Annotated in this window: 17 protein-coding genes; 9 read left to right on the forward strand and 8 right to left on the reverse strand. The window is 71.4% G+C overall.

Annotated features, from left to right (window positions below; translation table 11 throughout):
• Nucleotides 1-10: 10 nt before the first annotated feature.
• The 3 genes from sdhA to KUM38_RS04945 all read left to right on the forward strand — a co-directional run bounded on the left by sdhA (nt 11) and on the right by KUM38_RS04945 (nt 3,322).
• Complete coding sequence (gene sdhA, locus KUM38_RS04935; RefSeq protein WP_217128036.1) at nt 11-1,765, forward strand: succinate dehydrogenase flavoprotein subunit; 1,755 nt, start codon at nt 11-13, stop codon at nt 1,763-1,765.
• Nucleotides 1,765-2,544 (forward strand): succinate dehydrogenase iron-sulfur subunit, encoded by a 780-nt coding sequence (locus KUM38_RS04940; RefSeq protein ID WP_217128037.1) that lies wholly within the window; start codon nt 1,765-1,767, stop codon nt 2,542-2,544. The genes sdhA and KUM38_RS04940 overlap by 1 nt, the downstream gene beginning before the upstream one ends.
• Nucleotides 2,545-2,701: 157 nt before the next feature.
• Nucleotides 2,702-3,322 (forward strand): Uma2 family endonuclease, encoded by a 621-nt coding sequence (locus KUM38_RS04945; RefSeq protein ID WP_217128038.1) that lies wholly within the window; start codon nt 2,702-2,704, stop codon nt 3,320-3,322.
• On the opposite strand, the gene KUM38_RS04950 is transcribed toward KUM38_RS04945, so the two are convergent.
• Nucleotides 3,319-5,781 carry a DUF4132 domain-containing protein gene (locus tag KUM38_RS04950; protein WP_254396698.1) on the reverse strand — a complete coding sequence of 821 codons (2,463 nt, stop codon included), beginning with the start codon at nt 5,779-5,781 and terminating at the stop codon, nt 3,319-3,321. The two genes, KUM38_RS04945 and KUM38_RS04950, sit on opposite strands and share 4 nt — an antisense overlap.
• Complete coding sequence (locus tag KUM38_RS04955) at nt 5,781-6,173, reverse strand: hypothetical protein (protein WP_217128039.1); 393 nt, start codon at nt 6,171-6,173, stop codon at nt 5,781-5,783. The genes KUM38_RS04950 and KUM38_RS04955 overlap by 1 nt, the downstream gene beginning before the upstream one ends.
• A 157-nt stretch (nt 6,174-6,330) precedes the next feature.
• Here KUM38_RS04955 and KUM38_RS04960 point away from each other — a divergent pair, with 157 nt between their 5' ends.
• From KUM38_RS04960 to KUM38_RS04970, 3 genes are read left to right on the forward strand one after another with little or no spacing between them, the layout of a single operon-like run.
• Nucleotides 6,331-6,747: a hypothetical protein gene (locus KUM38_RS04960; RefSeq protein ID WP_217128040.1), complete on the forward strand. Its 417-nt coding sequence runs from the start codon at nt 6,331-6,333 to the stop codon at nt 6,745-6,747.
• Complete coding sequence (locus tag KUM38_RS04965; RefSeq protein WP_374227039.1) at nt 6,744-7,247, forward strand: thiol-disulfide oxidoreductase DCC family protein; 504 nt, start codon at nt 6,744-6,746, stop codon at nt 7,245-7,247. Before KUM38_RS04960 ends, KUM38_RS04965 begins: the two co-directional genes overlap by 4 nt.
• A gap of 31 nt (nt 7,248-7,278) precedes the next feature.
• The gene (locus tag KUM38_RS04970; RefSeq protein ID WP_217128042.1) at nt 7,279-8,052 is read left to right on the forward strand and encodes a TetR/AcrR family transcriptional regulator; all 774 of its coding nucleotides are present in this window, start codon (nt 7,279-7,281) and stop codon (nt 8,050-8,052) included.
• Here KUM38_RS04970 and KUM38_RS04975 read toward each other — a convergent pair.
• On the reverse strand, nt 8,045-10,459 hold the full coding sequence (locus KUM38_RS04975) for an MMPL family transporter (protein WP_217128236.1): 2,415 nt from the start codon (nt 10,457-10,459) through the stop codon (nt 8,045-8,047). The two genes, KUM38_RS04970 and KUM38_RS04975, sit on opposite strands and share 8 nt — an antisense overlap.
• A gap of 163 nt (nt 10,460-10,622) precedes the next feature.
• On the opposite strand from KUM38_RS04975, the gene KUM38_RS04980 reads away from it, so the two are divergent.
• Both KUM38_RS04980 and KUM38_RS04985 read left to right on the forward strand, forming a co-directional pair.
• A complete protein-coding gene (locus tag KUM38_RS04980) occupies nt 10,623-11,312 on the forward strand; it encodes a response regulator transcription factor (RefSeq protein ID WP_217128043.1) in 690 nt (229 codons plus the stop codon).
• On the forward strand, nt 11,309-12,835 hold the full coding sequence (locus KUM38_RS04985) for a HAMP domain-containing sensor histidine kinase (RefSeq protein WP_308408902.1): 1,527 nt from the start codon (nt 11,309-11,311) through the stop codon (nt 12,833-12,835). Before KUM38_RS04980 ends, KUM38_RS04985 begins: the two co-directional genes overlap by 4 nt.
• 7 nt (nt 12,836-12,842) lie before the next feature.
• Here KUM38_RS04985 and KUM38_RS04990 read toward each other — a convergent pair whose 3' ends face one another.
• The 3 genes from KUM38_RS04990 to KUM38_RS05000 all read right to left on the reverse strand — a co-directional run bounded on the left by KUM38_RS04990 (nt 12,843) and on the right by KUM38_RS05000 (nt 14,844).
• Nucleotides 12,843-13,049: a hypothetical protein gene (locus KUM38_RS04990; protein ID WP_217128044.1), complete on the reverse strand. Its 207-nt coding sequence runs from the start codon at nt 13,047-13,049 to the stop codon at nt 12,843-12,845.
• A gap of 178 nt (nt 13,050-13,227) precedes the next feature.
• Nucleotides 13,228-14,571, reverse strand: coding sequence for a metallophosphoesterase (locus KUM38_RS04995; protein ID WP_217128045.1), 1,344 nt, complete (start codon nt 14,569-14,571; stop codon nt 13,228-13,230).
• Nucleotides 14,572-14,595: 24 nt separating this feature from the next.
• A complete protein-coding gene (locus KUM38_RS05000; RefSeq protein WP_030829790.1) occupies nt 14,596-14,844 on the reverse strand; it encodes an SCO4848 family membrane protein in 249 nt (82 codons plus the stop codon).
• A 91-nt stretch (nt 14,845-14,935) separates the two neighbouring features.
• Between KUM38_RS05000 and KUM38_RS05005 the strand changes: the two genes are divergently transcribed.
• The gene (locus KUM38_RS05005; protein WP_366812696.1) at nt 14,936-16,225 is read left to right on the forward strand and encodes a D-alanyl-D-alanine carboxypeptidase; all 1,290 of its coding nucleotides are present in this window, start codon (nt 14,936-14,938) and stop codon (nt 16,223-16,225) included.
• Here the strand turns inward: KUM38_RS05005 and KUM38_RS05010 are convergent.
• The gene (locus KUM38_RS05010; RefSeq protein ID WP_217128047.1) at nt 16,173-17,090 is read right to left on the reverse strand and encodes a YihY/virulence factor BrkB family protein; all 918 of its coding nucleotides are present in this window, start codon (nt 17,088-17,090) and stop codon (nt 16,173-16,175) included. The genes KUM38_RS05005 and KUM38_RS05010 overlap by 53 nt on opposite strands.
• A gap of 87 nt (nt 17,091-17,177) precedes the next feature.
• Nucleotides 17,178-18,104 (reverse strand): decaprenyl-phosphate phosphoribosyltransferase, encoded by a 927-nt coding sequence (locus KUM38_RS05015; protein WP_254396716.1) that lies wholly within the window; start codon nt 18,102-18,104, stop codon nt 17,178-17,180.
• Nucleotides 18,105-18,108 lie beyond the last annotated feature (4 nt).

The following is an 18,108-nucleotide window of genomic DNA, read 5'->3' on the forward strand; positions in this document are numbered from 1 at the left end:
TGCGAGAATCATGAAGATCCACAAGTACGACACCGTCATCGTCGGCGCCGGCGGCGCGGGCATGCGCGCGGCCATCGAGTCGACGAAGCGCAGCCGCACGGCCGTCCTGACGAAGCTCTACCCCACCCGCTCCCACACGGGCGCCGCGCAGGGCGGCATGGCCGCCGCGCTGGCCAACGTGGAGGAGGACAACTGGGAGTGGCACACCTTCGACACGGTCAAGGGCGGTGACTACCTGGTCGACCAGGACGCCGCCGAGATCCTGGCGAAGGAGGCCATCGACTCCGTCCTCGACCTGGAGAAGATGGGCCTGCCGTTCAACCGGACCCCGAACGGCACCATCGACCAGCGCCGCTTCGGCGGTCACAGCCGCAACCACGGCGAGGCCCCGGTCCGCCGGTCCTGCTACGCGGCCGACCGCACCGGCCACATGATCCTCCAGACGCTGTACCAGAACTGCGTCAAGGAGGGCGTGGAGTTCTTCAACGAGTTCTACGTCCTGGACCAGCTGATCACCGAGGTCGACGGCGTCAAGAAGTCCGCCGGCGTGGTCGCCTACGAGCTGGCCACCGGCGAGATCCACGTCTTCCAGGCGAAGGCCGTGATCTACGCGTCCGGCGGCACCGGCAAGTTCTTCAAGGTGACCTCGAACGCGCACACGCTGACCGGTGACGGCCAGGCGGCCGTGTACCGGCGCGGGCTGCCGCTGGAGGACATGGAGTTCTTCCAGTTCCACCCGACCGGCATCTGGCGCATGGGCATCCTGCTGACGGAGGGCGCCCGCGGTGAGGGCGGCATCCTCCGCAACAAGGACGGCGAGCGCTTCATGGAGAAGTACGCGCCGGTCATGAAGGACCTCGCCTCGCGTGACGTCGTCTCGCGCTCCATCTACACGGAGATCCGCGAGGGCCGCGGCTGCGGTCCCGAGGGCGACCACGTCTACCTCGACCTCACCCACCTGCCGCCGGAGCAGCTGGACGCCAAGCTGCCCGACATCACGGAGTTCGCGCGGACCTACCTCGGCATCGAGCCCTACACGGACCCGATCCCGATCCAGCCGACCGCGCACTACGCGATGGGCGGCATCCCGACCAACGTCGAGGGTGAGGTCCTCGCGGACAACACCACCGTCGTCCCGGGCCTGTACGCGGCCGGCGAGGTCGCCTGTGTCTCCGTGCACGGCGCCAACCGCCTGGGCACCAACTCGCTGCTGGACATCAACGTGTTCGGCAAGCGGGCCGGCATCGCGGCGGCGGAGTACTCGCAGAAGGCCGACTTCGTCGAGCTGCCGGAGAACCCGGAGTCCCTGGTCGTCGAGCAGATCGAGCGGCTGCGGTCCTCCACCGGCAACGAGCGGGTGGCCACCATCCGCCGTGAGCTGCAGGAGACCATGGACGCCAACGTCATGGTGTTCCGCACCGAGCAGACGATCAAGACGGCGGTCGAGAAGATCGCCGAGCTGCGCGAGCGCTACAAGAACGTCGCCATCCAGGACAAGGGCAAGCGGTTCAACACCGACCTCCTCGAGGCCGTCGAGCTGGGCAACCTGCTCGACCTGGCCGAGGTCATGGCCGTCTCCGCGCTGGCCCGCAAGGAGTCCCGCGGCGGTCACTACCGCGAGGACTACCCGAACCGCGACGACGTCAACTTCATGCGCCACACGATGGCGTACCGCGAGGTCGGCGCCGACGGCACCGAGACCGTCCGTCTGGACTACAAGCCGGTCGTCCAGACCCGCTACCAGCCGATGGAGCGTAAGTACTGATGGCTACCCCTGTTCTGGACAAGGCGGACGCGGCCGGTTCCCCCGGGCCCGGTTTCGCTGACTCCCCCTACATCACCGTCACGATGCGGATCCGCCGGTTCAACCCGGAGGTCGCGGCCGAGGCGGTCTGGGAAGACTTCCAGCTGGAGATCGACCCGAAGGAGCGCGTCCTCGACGCGCTGCACAAGATCAAGTGGGACCTGGACGGCACGCTGACCTTCCGCCGTTCCTGCGCCCACGGCATCTGCGGCTCCGACGCCATGCGGATCAACGGCAAGAACCGCCTGGCGTGCAAGACGCTGATCAAGGACATCAACCCCGAGAAGCCGATCACGGTCGAGGCCATCAAGGGCCTGACGGTCCTCAAGGACCTGGTCGTGGACATGGAGCCGTTCTTCCAGGCGTACCGGGACGTGATGCCCTTCCTGATCACGAAGGACACCAACGAGCCGACGCGCGAGCGGCTGCAGTCCGCCGAGGACCGCGAGCGCTTCGACGACACGACCAAGTGCATCCTGTGCGCCGCGTGCACGTCCTCGTGCCCGGTGTTCTGGAACGACGGGCAGTACTTCGGCCCGGCGGCCATCGTCAACGCGCACCGCTTCATCTTCGACTCGCGTGACGAGGCCGGCGAGCAGCGCCTGGAGATCCTCAACGACCGTGACGGCGTGTGGCGCTGCCGCACGACCTTCAACTGCACGGACGCCTGCCCGCGCGGTATCGAGGTCACCAAGGCGATCGCGGAAGTGAAGCGCGCGCTGATCACGCGACGCTACTGAGGTACGTCGTTCGCCACGCCCGTGAGGGCCCCGTTTCCGCTGGAGACGGGGCCCTCTGGCATATGCCGCACGTTCGGGTGAACGTGGTTGAGACGGACGTGAGGGCGCCCTCAGTCCTACGATGATGGTCTCGACACCAGCCCCTAGGAGGCACGCGATGTCCGCAGCATCCGTCGAGCGGCCCCACGACGAGCGTCCGCTGATCGCGGAGGCGAACCGTCTCATGGACCGCCTTCCGGGCTACCGCGTCGAGATCATCGGAGACCAGCTCCTCGTGACCCCGCCACCGGACGGCCCGCACGCCGTAGTCCTGACCGACCTCATGTTGCCGTTCGCGACCGCCGGCCTGCACGGCGTGGATTCGAAGGTGGTCCAGGGCATCGGTCTCTGGCTGCCGACCGGCACCGAAGACTACGCAATTCCTGACCTTGCGGTGGTGGACGCGGACTTCCACGACCACCTCATCGAGAACAACTCCTACGACCCGGTCTGCTTCCGCCTCGTCCTGGAGGTCACTTCCAGCAACTGGAAGACCGATCTCAAGACCAAGGTCGCCTCCTACGCCGAGGCCAAGGTCCCTGTCTACGTCGTCGTCGACCGCAAGCACCAGCGCGTCCACGTCCTGACCGACCCGATCGAGAACGAGTACGCCACCCACCGCTTCCACTCCCCCGGCCAGCAGGTCACCCTCCCCGACTCCATCGGCGCCAAGGTCACCCTGGACGTGGCCGAGATCCTCGAGGCCGGCCGCGCGAAGCGGACGCCCGATCAGAGCTAGAGCTGGCTCAGGATCGTCGGGTCCGTGATGGCCGTGTCGTCGGCCAGCAGCATCGCCTTGCTGAGGATCACCGCCAGCATCCGGTCCCCCTCGTAGGGGAGGTAACCGGCCTGCGGGGCGGCCGGGTCGGACTTCTGGACGATGCACAGGTACTGGTCGTTCGGGGTCATGAGGATGTTGCCCGAGCCCAGGTGGATCTTGTAGGTGTGGCGTTCGCCCCTCACGTGCAGGAAGCGGCCCTCGACGGTGCACCGGTCGGCTATCGCCAGCCTGGGGACCAGCCGCTCCAGCAGGGCGCGCCGGGTCTGTGCGCCCTGGTTCAGCTCACCGAAGCCGTACGACGTCCAGTACGCCCCGAAGCGGCCGCCGGGACCGCCGTCCTGCCAGGTGGGGTCGTTGCCGACGCTGGCCACGCCGACGAACAGGTCGACGTCCCGCAGCACTTCGGAGAGGACCAGGGGCGGTATGTCCTCCAGCGGAATCGGGTCGACGGGGTTCTGTCCGTCGCGCAGCCCCATCGAGTACGCGCCGCCGTAGCAGGGCGCCGAGTTCCCGGGCGCGTCGATCGGGTAGAAGCGGACCTGGTCAGTGCGCAGACGCAGGTAGGTGCCGGAATCGGTGGTGTCGACGCCGTACTCCTGGCCGTCGCCCTCGATCCAGTACTCGGCGCGCAGGCCCCAGGCGGGCAGGGCGCGGGTGGCCGGCGGTGCCGAACCGTCGACGCACAGCCGCAGTTGGTCGCGCCAGCCCCGGACGGCCGCCAGGGAGTGGAACTGGTGCTGGCGCAGGACGTGGGCCGCGAAGCGGTTGGAGTACGTGTGCGTGGTGCGCTCGGCGTCGGTGAGCAGGTACACCTCGCGGTGGGCCTGCTTGAACGGCTGGGTGACGCCGTGCCGCTCCAGCCAGTCCCGCCAGGCGACGATCTCGGCGGGTTCCCGGCCGACCGGGTGCCACAGGGCGACCTCGGTGCCCCCGGTCACGGGATCGTCGGTGAGGGTGCGCAGGGCGCCGTCCGTGTAGCCGGCGGGCGTGCCGTCGACCGTCCACAGCAGGCGACGGGCCAGGGTGCCGACCAGGGGGTGGTCGAGGTAGCGCTCGCGCCAGGCGGCGTAGGGCCAGGTGCGGCGGGCCAGGAACAGGCGGTCCAGGCGCTCGCTCTGCGCCGAGAGCATCTTGTCGACGTCCTTGACCGCGGCCTTGAGCTCCTTCACCTCCTCGGCGTGGTCCCGCTGCACGGCGGCGGGCACGCTCTTCACCGTCTTGCCGGCCGCGTTGCGCCAGGTCAGCCGGGCGCGGGTGCCGTCCACCTCCAGCACGGCGGTGGCGTCGCCGAACCGGTGCTCCGCGCGGCCGACCCCGGTCAGCCCGTACGCCGGGACGGCCAGCTCCTCGATCTCGTCGCGGCCGAGCCCGAGGGCGGTGGCCCGCTCCTGGAGGGCCGCGTCGAGGAGCTTGGCGGTGGTCTTGAACGTCACGCGGGTGGCGAGCCGGGCGAGTTCGGCGAGGGCGGCCTCGCCGTCGATCCGGGCGAGCGCGAAGACGCCGGCGCCCGCGACCTTGGGGCTGCGGGGGCCGAGGCCCGCCACCTTCTTGAGGGACGTCTCGACCAGCGCGCCCAGCGCCCGGGGGGTGTCAGGGTGTGGCTGCAGCAGGGAAAGCAGCCAGGCCAGGCCGCGCAGGGCGGTGGCGTTGCAGGGGTCGAAGGTGTTGTTGGGGTCCGGCCCGTACACGGGGCGGACCAGCGGGAGGGTGCGGGGGCGGCCCACGAGCGCGAGCCAGGACAGGACGGTCTCGCGGACCCGGTCGGCGCCGAGGGCGTCGACGAGGGCGCGGGCCCGGGTGTCCCACTCGGCGGTGGGCCTGGACGAGCCGGCGGTGGCGGCGTGGGCGAGCAGGGCCCCCCAGTCGGGTCCTGTGGCGTCGCGCAGGGCCTGCTCGGACCACTGCTCGCCGACGTTGAGGACCGGGTCGGTGAGGCTCTTCCCCAACAGGGCCAGCTCCTTGCAGGTGGCGGCGTTCAACGCCGAACGGCGGACGACGGCCACGACGGCCGGTGCGAGCGGGCGGCCCGCGGACAGCTCCGCCTCCGCCAGCACGTCGAAGCGGGAGGTGTACCAGAACGAGTGCCACCGGCCCACCTCGTCCAGGGCCTCGCGGCGCTCGGCGACCAGGGGGTCGTCGGCCGCGCCGTCGAGGAGGCGGTAACACAGGGCGAGGACGCGACCGCGCTCCTCCAGGTCGTCACCGACCGAGTCGAAGCGGTCGGCCACGGCGCGCACCAGCTCCCGGCGCCGCTCCGCCGGGAGGTCCCGCAGTGCGTCGAGGACGGCGTCCCACTGCCCGCTCCAGCCACCGCTGCGCGAGCCGAGCGCCTTCATCGCCTCGGCGGCGGCCCGGCCCAGGTCGCCGCCGTCGATCCGGTTGCGCATCCGCGCCAGGTGCGACGTGGGCGTACGCATCAGCCACCCACCAGCGGCACGAGCTTCAGGAACGTGACCTCGGTGCCCGGCGGCAGGTCGATCTCCTCGTCCGGGTCGGTGACCTGACGGTCCCCCACCAGGACCAGGAAGCCGTTGCCCGCGAAGGCCCGCAGCGCCAGCCCGGTCTGCGCCTCCGGGTCGATGCGGCGGGGCTCCTTGAGCGCGTAGCCGTTGACGACGCGCTCCGCGTCCGTCGGCCGTACGAGCCCCTGGAACACCTCCGGCGTACGGGCGTTGTACTCGGCGACCTCCTGGAAGACCCGGCGCCTGATCAGCTCGCGCACCGTCAGCCGTTCCTCGGTGATCTCCAGGCCCCGGGCCGCGCGCCGCTCCCCTGTCGTCGTCTCGTCGACGAACGTCACGATTCCCATGGCGAGGACAGTACGGGCCACCACTGACAATCACCGTCCGGGCCCGGGGCGACGGCCGTGACGAGGCCCACCCGCAACTGAGTTGAACATGTTCAAAAAAAGGGTCTAGAGTCTCTCCCGTCAGCGTTTTGAACGTGTTCAAGAAGGGCTGGGGGACATGGACCGCACGGTCATCGCCTATGTCATCTACCTCGTCGTCAGCATCGGGCTGACCGTCTGGGTGGCTCGCACGCTCAGCAGCAACGGACGGGTCTTCCTCGCCGACGTGCTGCACGGCAACGAGAAGCTCGCCGACGCCGTCAACCACCTCCTGGTGGTCGGCTTCTACCTCGTCAACCTCGGGTTCGTCGCGCTGTACCTGAGCGACGACGAGACGATCGCCGACACCCGCGGCATCTTCGAGGCCCTGTCGACCAAGCTCGGTGTGGTGCTGCTGGTGCTGGGCGTGATGCACCTGGCCAACGTGTACGTGCTCAACAAGATCCGGCGCCGCGGGGTGATGGAGCGGGAGCAGCTGCCGCCGGTCCCGCCGCAGGGCTGGGTGACCCCGTCGGCCCCGTCGGCCGGGGCGTGAGCGGCGTGACGGCCACACGCGAGGACCGGGGCGCCGCGCGCGTCCCGGTCCGCCGGCTCACCGTGCTGTACGACGCCGAGTGCTCCCTGTGCGCCTTCGTACGGGACTGGCTGGTGCGCCAGCCGCAGCTGGTACCCCTGGAGCTGGTCCCGGCGGCGTCGCAGGCGGCGCGGGCCCGGTTCCCCGGCCTCGACCACGGGGCCACCCTGGAGGAGATCACCGTCGTGGGTGACGGCGGGCAGGTGTACCGGGGGGCCGGCGCCTGGGTCGTCACCCTGTGGGCGCTGCGCGAGTACCGGCGGCTGGCCCACCGGCTGAGCACCCCGTCCGGCGCCCTGCTCGCCAAGGGCGCGGTGCTGGCCGCCGCCAAGTGGCGCGGGGCGGTGTCCGGGTGGGGCGGAGGCGTGTACCGCCGGGGTGACGGGTGGACGTACGATCCGCACGGCGGCTGGAGCTACACCCCGCCGGACTGCGTGGCAGGCACCTGCACCGCCCCGTAGGACGGGCCCTTCCTGGCGTTAGGCTCCTTCCGTGTCCGCGAAGAACGACGGCCCCGGCGACGGCGCCACCCTCAGCAAGTCCGAGCAGACCCGCGCCCTGATCCTCGAGACCGCCATGCGGCTCTTCCAGGAGCGCGGGTACGACAAGACGACCATGCGGGCCATCGCCAAGGAGGCGGGGGTCTCCGTCGGCAACGCGTACTACTACTTCGAGGGCAAGGAGCACCTGATCCAGGGCTTCTACGACCGGATCGCCGCCGAGCACCAGGCGGCCGTCCGGGAGGTCCTGCGCCGGGAGACCGACCTGGAGGCCCGGCTCGCGGGCGTGCTGAAGGCGTGGCTGGACATCGCCACGCCGTACCACGAGTTCGCGGTGCAGTTCTTCAAGAACGCCGCCGACCCGGACAGTCCGCTCAGCCCCTTCTCCCCCGAGTCCGAGCACGCGCGCGTGGAGGCGATCAGCGTCCACCGCGCGGTGCTCGCCGGGACGAGGACGAAGGTGCCCGAGGAACTGCGGGACGTCCTGCCCGAGTTGATGTGGCTGTCCCAGATGGGGCTCGTCCTGTACTGGATCTTCGACCGCACCGAGGGCCGCGAGCGCAGCTACCGGCTCGCCGAGCGCGGCGCCCGGCTCACCGCGCGGGGCATCGCCCTGGCCCGTTTCCGGGTGCTGCGGCCGCTGGTGCGCGAGGTGCACGAACTGTTCACGGAGTTCCTGCCCGGGATGACGAAGGCGCTCCCCGACCCGGCGAAGAAGGGGAACGGGGCGCCCGCCGGCGACGGGCGCCCCGGCACCGTCAGTTGACGGCGTCCACCTCACCGGGCACGAGTTCCACGTCGTGCACCAGTGGACCGTCCGTCACGGTCACGTGTGCCGCGCGGGAGCCGAGCGGGGTCGCCGTGGCCGCGAGCAGATAGGTGCCCGGGGCCGGTACGGAGACGATGTACGAGCCGTCGGCGAGGGAGACCACACGGTCCAGCTGGCGGCCGCCCGAGGTCAGCAGGGTGAGGGCGGCACCCTCGACGGGTTCGCCGTCGGCCGTGCGGACGAAGCCGTGGACCACCGAGGAGGGACCCTCGTGCCGGGCGGGGCCCTGCTCGGCCGCCACGGCCTCCTCCTTCGGTTCGACCGCCAGGTGCGGCAGCCGCTTCTCCAGCCCGGCCGGCAGCCACCAGTTGGACTTCCCGAGCAGGTGCATCACGGCCGGCACCAGTGCCGTACGCAGGATGAACGCGTCCAGGGCGACCGCGGCGGCCAGTCCCACGCCCGCCATGGCGGCGCCGTAGTCGCCGCTGAGCACGAAGGCGAGGAAGACGCAGACCATGATCAGAGCAGCGGAGTTGATGACGCGGCTGGTCTCCGCGAGGCCGACGCGCACCGCGCGGGCGTTGTCCCGGGTGTGCACCCACTCCTCGTGCATCCGGCTCACCAGGAACACCTGGTAGTCCATGGAGAGCCCGAACAGCAGCGACAGCATGATGATCGGCAGGAAGGACGCGATGGGGCCCTCCTTGCCGAGGCCCAGCAGGTCCAGGCCGTAACCCCACTGGAAGATCATCACCAGGACGCCGAAGGAGGCCGCCGCCGCGAGCAGGTTCATCACGGCGGCCGTCAGCGGCACCACCAGGGAACGGAACGCGAGCAGCAGGAGCAGGAAGCCCAGGCCGATGATCGTGCCGATGAACAGCGGCAGCCGTTCGCCGGTCACCGTCGCGAAGTCCTTGGACACCGCGGTCACCCCGCCGACGTGGGCCTCCACGCCCGCGCCCGGGATGACGTCCTCGCGCAGGGTGTCGATGAGCCGGTCCGTCTCCGCGTCCTGCGGGGACGTGGTGGGGACGACCTGGATGACGCTGACACCGTTCGCGGGCGGTACGGCGGCGACCTGGGCGACGCCCTCGGTCTTCTCCAGGACCGTCACCAGGTCGTCGGACGCCTCGCCGTCCACGACCACCTGCAGCGGGCCGTTGAAGCCGGGCCCGAAGCCCTCGGCGAGCAGGTCGTAGGCCTTCCTGGTGGTCATGGAGGCCTCGTCGTTGCCCTGGTCCACGGTGCCCAGGCGCAGCGACAGCAGCGGGACGGCGAGCGCCGCCATCAGGACCACGGCCAGGACGGCCACGGACCGCGGGCGGCGCTGGACGCCCGCGGACCAGCGCGCGGCGAGACCGCTCACCGCCTCGGTCTCCGGCCCCTGCGCCGCGAGCCTGCGGCGCTGGCGGCGGCTGAGCACCCGGTGCCCGAGCAGGCCGAGCAGCGCGGGCAGCAGGGTGACGGCGGCGAGCACGCTCAGCACGACGGTGAGCGTGGTGCCGATGACCACGCCGTCCAGGAACCGCAGGTTCGTCACCAGCATCCCGGCGAGGGCGATGCACACCGTGCCGCCCGCGAACAGCACCGCCCGGCCGGAGGTGTTGAGGGCGGTGACCGCCGCCTCCTCCGGATCGGCGCCGCGCAGGATGCCGCGCCGGTGCCGGGTGACGATGAACAGGGCGTAGTCGATGCCGACGCCGAGACCGATCAGCGTGGAGAGCAGCGTGGCGAGTTCGGGGACGTTCGTGACATGGCTGAGCAGCTGGGTGCCGAACATGCCGGTGCCGACGCCGAAGACGGCGACCACGATCGGCAGCAGCATCGCGAAGAGCGACCCGAAGGCCACGAACAGCACGACCGCGGCGGCCAGGATGCCGACCAGCTCGGCCGTGCCCGTCGGCGGTTCCTGGACGCGCGTGATGGCCTGGCCGCCCAGCTCCACCTGGAGCCCGTCGCGCGCGGCGTCCTGCGCGGTGTCGACGACGTCCTGGACCAGCTCCTTCGGCACGGCGTCCGCCTGCTCGGCGAACGTGACCTGCGCGTAGGCGGTCCGCCCGTCCTCGCTGATCTGCGCCGCGCCCTGCTCACCGTAGGGGTCGGTGACGTCGCCGACGCCCTCCATGCGACCGATCTCCGCCAGCGCCGGCTCGATCCGGGACCGTACGGAGTCGTCCCGCACGGAGCCCTCGTCGACCTTCCACACCACGGTGTCGGTGTCACCGGCGCGTTCCGGGAACGCCTTCTCCATCAGGTCGATCGCCCGCTTGGAGTCCGTGTCCGGCAGCGAGAAGACCTCCGCGTAGTTCGTGCCCGCGCTGCTCGCCGAAACCCCCAGTCCGAACAGCGCCCCCACCCACAGCAACAGGACCACCAGCCGATGCCGATAGCACCAGCGTGCCAATACCGCCACGTGACTACTCCTTTGTCGCTCGGTCGGTCCCCCAGGTCCTGGGCAGCAGAATCGACGGCGGCACCCGCGCGGGGACACGACTCGGGCGGGACTCTCAAGGAACTCCAAAGCGAACACCGGTACGACCGACGGCGGTTCCGCCGATACTGGGGGCATGACGACAGCTCCCGGCACCGTGCTGGTCGTGGAGGACGAGGAGAGCATCGCGGACGTCCTCGCCATCGCCCTGCGCTACCACCGTTTCGAGGTCATGACCGCGGGCACGGTCCGCGAGGCGCTCGCGCTGACCGAGCACACCCGCCCCGACGCCGCCCTCCTCGACGTGATGCTGCCGGACGGCGACGGCCGCGCCCTCGGCCGTGAACTGCGGTCCCGGCGGCCGGAGCTGGCGCTGGTGTTCCTCACCGCGCGGGACGCGCCCGCCGAGGTCGTCGGCGCGCTCGGCTTCGGCGACGACTACATCACCAAGCCGTTCAACATCGACGAGGTCGTCGCCCGGATCACCGCCGTACTGCGCCGCACCCGCCCCGCCGACGTCCTCCCGCAGCGGGCGCCGCTGCGCCACGGCGACCTGGAACTGGACGAGACGACGTACTCGGTGCGCCGCGCGGGCCGCTCGGTCGAACTCACCCCCACCGAGTACGCGCTGCTGCGCTTCCTGGTGCGCAACGGCGGACGGATCGTGCCGAAGGAACAACTGCTGCGCCACGTCTGGCAGTACGAGCACACCCCGGCCGAGTCGACCGTCGTCGAGACCTACATCAGCTATCTGCGGCGCAAACTCGACACCCTGGGCCCGCCGGTGATCACCACCCGGCGCGGGGTCGGGTACGGCCTGACGTGAGGCTCCCGATCCGGAAGCCGGGCCGCGGGCGCGGCATCCACTCGCTGCGCGGGGCGCTGACCCTGGCGAACGTGGTGCTGCTGGCCCTCGGCATCGTGGCGGCCACCGTGGTGAGCGTGATGGGCATGCGCTACTACCTGCTGGACCAGATCGACACGGAGCTGACCCGGACCCGGGACTCGCTGGGCGGCACGGAGCTGACGCTGCGCCAGATCGACTCGCTGAGCGTGCTGAGTTTCTTCCGCGACCGGGTGGATCCGGACTGGAACCGGGAGGACGACCCGGACTCGATCTTCGCCGCCGTGAACACCCGGGGCGAGCCCGTCGGCATCCTCGGCTTCGCACCGACCGACGCACAACGCGACCTGGCCGACGCGGTGGGCGACGCGCGCACCCTGCTCCAGGACCCGGAACCGCACGACGTCACCGTGCGCGGCGCCACCTACCGCGTCACCGCCACCCGGCTCGCGGACGGCACGTACATCCTGATCGCCGGCTCCACCGAGGCGGTGCACCACGCCATCGCCAAGGTGGTCAAGTTCGACCTGACCATCGGGACGCTGCTGTTGCTGCTGCTGGCCTGCCTGACCATGATCAGCGTGCGGCGGCGGATGCGGCCGCTGGAGGACATGGTGGAGACCTCGTCGGCGATCGCGGAGGGCGACCTGACCCGGCGGGTGCCCTCCAGCCGGGAGACGATCCTCGAGGTGGAGCAACTGCGGATCGCCCTCAACTCGATGCTCCAGCAGGTGGAGTCGGCGTACCGGACGCGTGAGCGCAGCGCGGCCCAGCTGCGGCGGTTCGTCGCCGACGCCTCGCACGAACTGCGGACGCCCCTGGCCGCGATACGCGGCTACCTCCAGCTGTACGACCGGGGGATGCTGCGCGAGCCGACGGAGCGCAAGCGGGCCTGGGACCGGATGATGGCGGAGTCCGACCGCATGGGGCGACTGGTCGACGAGCTGCTGGTGCTGGCCCGCCTGGACCAGCGTCCCGAACTGCGGCTGCGGAACGTGGACGTGTGCCGGCTGATGCGGGACGCGGCGGAGGACCTGCGGGTGCAGCAGCCGGAGCGGGCGGTGACCGTGGACGCGGACGGCTCGGTGCTGGTGCACGCGGACGAGGCGGGGCTGCGGCAGGTCCTGGGGAACCTGCTGGGCAATGTGCGTACGCACACTCCGGCGGACGTCGCGGTACGGCTCGGGGTGGTCCGCGCGGACGGGACGGTGCGGCTGTCCGTGGCGGACGACGGGCCGGGGCTCGCGGCGGAGGACGCGGCGCGCGTCTTCGACCGCTTCTTCCGTGCCGGCGGGGGTGCGGGGAGCGGTCTCGGCATGGCGATCGTGCAGGGCGTGGTGCGGGCGCACGGGGGTGAGGTGTCGGTGCGGACGGCGCCGGGCGAGGGGCTGGAGGTGACCGTGACGCTGCCGGCCCGGCCGGGAGCGTGCCCGACGGACGACGGGACGACGACGACCGTCCCGGAGCCGGCGCCGGCACCCGCTCCGTCGAGCCGCACGGCATGAGGCCGGGTCACTCCCCGGCGGCCGTGAGGTCGGCGACCCGGGCGGTGCGCGCGCCGAGCGCGGTCAGCCGGTCGAGGGCCTCGCGGTGCCGCGCCTCGTCGGGGCTCGCGGTGACGTCCTCGACGACGACCTCACCACCGACCGGCCCCCACTTCATGTCGACGATCCACCACTGCAGATCGATCAGCACCAGCGCCGTACGAACATGACCCATTGACTCCCCCTAGCTGCGGGCAGTCGTGCCTCCCCCAGGGCCCGAAAGGGCCTGGGAGGTACCCCCAGGGCGGCACGGGTGGGCGATGGGGGTACCTCCCGCTCGAGCGAAGTCGAGAGTGGGGGAGGCATCCGCAAGCGCGGGTGAGCGAAACCCACCCCCGGCCCGCACCAACGCCTCACGCCTGCTTGGATGCCAGCTCGATCACCGTGACGTCCGACGGCGCACCCACCCGCGTGGGCGGCCCCCACGCCCCCGCACCCCGGCTGACGTACAGCTGGGTGTCGCCGTACCGATCGAGCCCCGCCAGAGTGGGATTGGCCAGACCGGCCACAAGGTTGCCGGGGAACAGCTGCCCACCGTGGGTGTGCCCGGACAGCTGAAGGTCGACACCGTGGTCGACGGCATCATGGATCTGCACCGGCTGATGGGCGAGCAACACACACGCCCGCCCCCGATCCCGGTCACCGAGCGCCTTCGCGTAGTCCGGACCCTGCCCCTCGTCCTCGCCGGCCACGTCGTTGACCCCCGCCAGGTCGAAGTGCGGCAGCTCCGTGCGGGCGTTCTCCAGCGGGTTCAGCCCGAGCCGCCGCACCTCCTCGACCCACTGCTCGGCGCCGGAGAAGTACTCGTGGTTGCCCGTGACGAAGAACGAGCCGTGACGTGCCCTCAGCTGCGCCAGCGGGGCCGCGGCCGGGCCGAGGTCCTTCACGCTCCCGTCCACCAGGTCGCCGACGACCGCGATCAGGTCCGGCTGGGTCGAGTTGATCGTGTCGACGACCTTCTGCGCGAAGCCGCGCCCGAGCACCGGCCCGAGGTGGATGTCGCTGACCACCGCGATGCGGTAACCGTGCGCCGCGCGGGGAAGCTTGGCGAGCGGCACGGTGACCCGCTTCACCCGCGGACCGCGCAGCACGCCGTACGTCCCGTAGCCGACGGTCCCCACGGCCGCCGCGGCGGCGGCCCCGCCGACGACACGGGAGACGAACAGACGCCGGGAAGGGCCGGCGGGCGCTTCCTGCGGGTTCTGCGAGTTCTGCGGCTCCTGCGGCTCCTGCGGGCCGGACGCACCGCCGTCGGCCGCCGGTCCGTCCCCGGGCGCGCCGTCACCCGGCACACCGCCCGGACCGCGCCCCGTGCCCTGCCCGGCCGGTATCGGCTCCGGCCGCGCCGGTACGGGCGCCGCCTCCGAAGTCCCCGCCCGCCGGTCCAGGATCCGCCGCAGCACCGGGCGCACCAGCTCGCCCGCGAGCACCGCCAGCAGCAGGTACAGGGCCAGGGCCAGCCATAGGAAGCCGGGCCAGGCCAGGACCTGCTGGAGCCAGAAGGGGGCCCCGCCGCGCTCGGCGACGAGGGCCCCGACGGTCAGCACCCAGCCGCCGACGATCACCACGGCGCCCGCGCGGCGCACCGCGCCCGGGCCCTTCGTGGTGTCCCGGAACAGACGCCGCCACACGTACCAGTTGCCCGTCACCAGGACGGCCACGACCAGTAGCGCGATGAGTACGAAAACGATGGCCACGAGGCGGAGTTCCCCTGTTCCCGGTCAGGACGTCCGTGACGTCCGGCTCAGTGCGCGCAGTCCGCGCAACCCGATGCCCCCGATGACCGTCCCCAATACGAAGGAGACGACGGCGAGCGTCAGGTGAACGAAGAAGTACGCCGTCGGGTGCCCGTCCTCGAACGCGAGTCCGCTGCTGTCCTTGACCAGGTTCTTGACGAAAGTGACCCAGATGACCCAGCTCCACACCCCGAAGGCGAGCAGGAACCAGGAGACGGGGCGGCTGAGCTTCATATGTCCAGTATCACCGGGCGGTGTCCGGATCCTTGCCCGGGGTGGGGGCCTGCCCGGGACTTCGTCAGGTATGGCATGTACGTTTCCGGTCGTGCCCGCACCCAAGAACACCGTCCGGCGATCGCTGCTGGTCGCCTCCGCCGTCCTGTTGTCCACCGCGCTGACCGCACCCGTCGCGCTCGCGGCCCCGAAACCGTCGACGAGTCCGTCGGCCACGCCCCCGGCGAACATGTCCAAGGTGGGCGGCGCCCGGCTCGGCCAGGCGGGGACGCAGGTCAACCTCGCGAGCGGGGTGCCGGTGCTGCCGAAGGACCTGTCGGCCCGCTCCTGGATCGTCGCCGACGCCGAGTCGGGTGAGGTGCTCGCCGCGCACAACGCGCACTGGCGGCTGGCCCCGGCGAGCACGCTGAAGATGCTGTTCGCCGACACGCTGCTGCCGAAGTGGCCCAGGACGACGGAGCACAAGGTCGAGCCGTCCGACCTGGCCGGGGTCGGCTCCGGTTCCAGCATGGTCGGCATCAAGGAGGACGAGACGTACACCGTCCACGACCTGTGGCTGGGTGTCTTCCTCCGCTCCGGCAACGACGCGGTGCACGTGCTGTCGGCGATGAACGGCGGCGTCGAGAACACCGTCGAGGAGATGAACGCGCACGCCGAGGAGCTCCAGGCCCTCGACACCCACGTGGTCAGCCCCGACGGTTACGACGCCCCGAAGCAGGTGTCGTCCGCCTACGACCTGACGCTGATCGCCCGTTCCGGGCTGCAGAAGAAGGACTTCCGGGAGTACAGCTCGACGGTCAGGGCGCGGTTCCCCGGTGAGACGAAGAAGAACAAGAAGGGCAAGAAGGTCCGCGGGTCCTTCGAGATCCAGAACACCAACCGGCTGCTGGCCGGCGACACCGACGTGCCGGTCTACCAGGGCATAGCCGGTGTGAAGAACGGCAACACCACCAACGCGGGCGCCACCTTCACCGGTGTCGCCGAGCGGGACGGCAAGGTACTGCTGGTCACCGTGATGAACCCGCAGAAAAACGTGAGCAACGGGGTCTACAAGGAGACCGCGAAGCTCCTCGACTGGGGTTTCAAGGCGGCCGGCAAGGTCGAGCCGGTGGGCGAGCTGGTGCGGCCGAGGAGCGCGGCGCAGGCCAGTGCCCAGCCGGGCCCGTCCGCCTCTCCCGGTGAGGCCGGGGGCACCGGGGACGGTGCCGTCGCGGCCGGGGCGAAGCCGGTGACGACCGCCGCGTCGGGCGGTGGCACCGACGGCATCGGGGTCGCGCTGGGCATCGCCGGCGGGGTGGTCGTGCTGCTCGCGGGCGGTGCGTTCCTGGTCAACCGGCGCTGGCCGCTGCCGGACCTGGTGCGCCGCCGCTCGCGTCCGTGAGCCCGGGGACCTCGTCCCGCTTGCCGCGCGTCGCCGTCCAGGCGGCGCAGAACAGGACCAGTTTCGAGGTGAGGTTGATCCACAGCAGCAGGGCCACCGGGACGCCGAACGCGCCGTACATGCTCTTCGTGGCCACGCCCTGCAGGTAGCCGCTGAGCAGCAGCTTCAGCAGTTCGAAGCCGACCGCGCCGGTGAGGGCGGCGACGATCAGACGGTGCCGGGCGGGTTCGACGCCGGGCAGCAGGGTGAGGACGTACAGCAGGAGCAGGAAGTCGGCGCCGACGGCGACGGCGAACGCCGCGACGTGCAGGACGATCCCGCCCCAGCCGCCCTCCTCGAGCCCGATGGCGTCGCTGATCCGGCCGACCATCGCGGAGGCGACGGTGGAGGCGACCAGGGTGATCAGCACCGCGCCGCCCAGGCCGACGAGGACGCCCAGGTCCTTGCCCTTGCGCAGGAAGGGGTTCTCCTCCTCGTCGGGCAGCTCCCACACCGCGCGCAGGCATTCGCGCGTGGAGCCGGCCCAGCTGATGCCGGTGAACAGCAGCGCGGCACCGGCGATGAGCCCGATGGTGCCGGCGTTCTCCACCAGGTCCCCGATGTTCAGCTGGTCGGAGATGCCGGGCACCTGCTCGGCGATCCTGTCCTGGAGGGTGTCCCGCTGTTCCCGGCTGAGTGTGGCGGCGCCGATCGAGGCGGCCACGGTGAGCAGCGGGAACAGCGCGACGAAACTGGTGAACGTCATCGCGGCGGCCAGCCGCGTCCAGTGCACCCGGTCCAGGCGCTCGTACGACCGCCACGCGTGCGTGAGCATCAGCCGGGCCGTCCACGGCCCGACGACCGGAAGCCTTTTCAGCCAGTCCATGATCCGACTCTGCCCCCGTCCCGGAAGCCCCATGTCCTGGTACCCCGGAACCGGGCTTCCGTGACCGGTGGCGGAGCGGACGGTCCCTCACCAGTCGGCCACCGCCAGGGCGTACATCGCCGCCCAGACCAGGCCGATGACGGCGAGCGCGCGGTCGCCCAGCACCACGTCCTCGGGTTCGCCGGCGGTCCCGCGGTCGGCGAAGACGGCGTAGCGGAGGACGGCGAGGACGAAGGCGACCACGGACAGCTGTCGCCAGGGCAGCACGCTGGCGTGCGGCACGCCGCCCTCCTCCAGGGCCCACAGGCAGTAGCCGAGGACGGCGACGCCGGCGGCGAGCTGCCAGACGAAGCGGAGGTAGCCGGTGGTGTACTCGGTGAGCAACGCGCGCGTGGCGCCCGCTTTCCCGGTCATCCGCACGGCCTCGGAGTAGCGCTTGGCGGCGACCATGAACAGTGCGCCGAACCCGGTGGTGATGAGGAACCAGCGGGACAGGGGGATGCCGAGGGCGAGGCCGCCGATCACCGCGCGCATCACGAAGCCGGTGGTGACGACGACGAGGTCGACGACGAGGACGTGCTTGAGGCTGACGCAGTACGCCAGTTGCATGACGAGGTAGGCGGTCAGCAGCGCGGCGGCCTCCGGGGGGCACAGCCGGGCCGCGACGGCGGGCGCGAGGACGCCGAGGGCGGCTCCGGCGGCGTAGGCGGCCGGTACGGGGACCTGGCCGGCGGCGACCGGGCGGCGGCACTTGACGGGGTGGGCGCGGTCGGCGTCGGCGTCACGCGCGTCGTTGACGAGGTAGACGGCGGCGGCGCAGGCGGTGAACAGGACGAAGACCAGGGCGAGCCGGGTCAGGGCGTGGACGGAGAACAGCTCGCCGGCGGCGGCCGGGGCGGCGATCACCAGGACGTTCTTGACCCACTGCTTGGGCCGCGCGGTCAGCAGCAGGCCCTTGAGCAGGCCGCCCCTGCCGGACGGTGCGGTCTGCCGTCGGTCGGGGCGCTCGCGCAGGAGG

The organism is Streptomyces sp. AC558_RSS880 (assembly GCF_019049255.1).
In the GTDB taxonomy this organism is placed as follows: domain Bacteria; phylum Actinomycetota; class Actinomycetes; order Streptomycetales; family Streptomycetaceae; genus Streptomyces.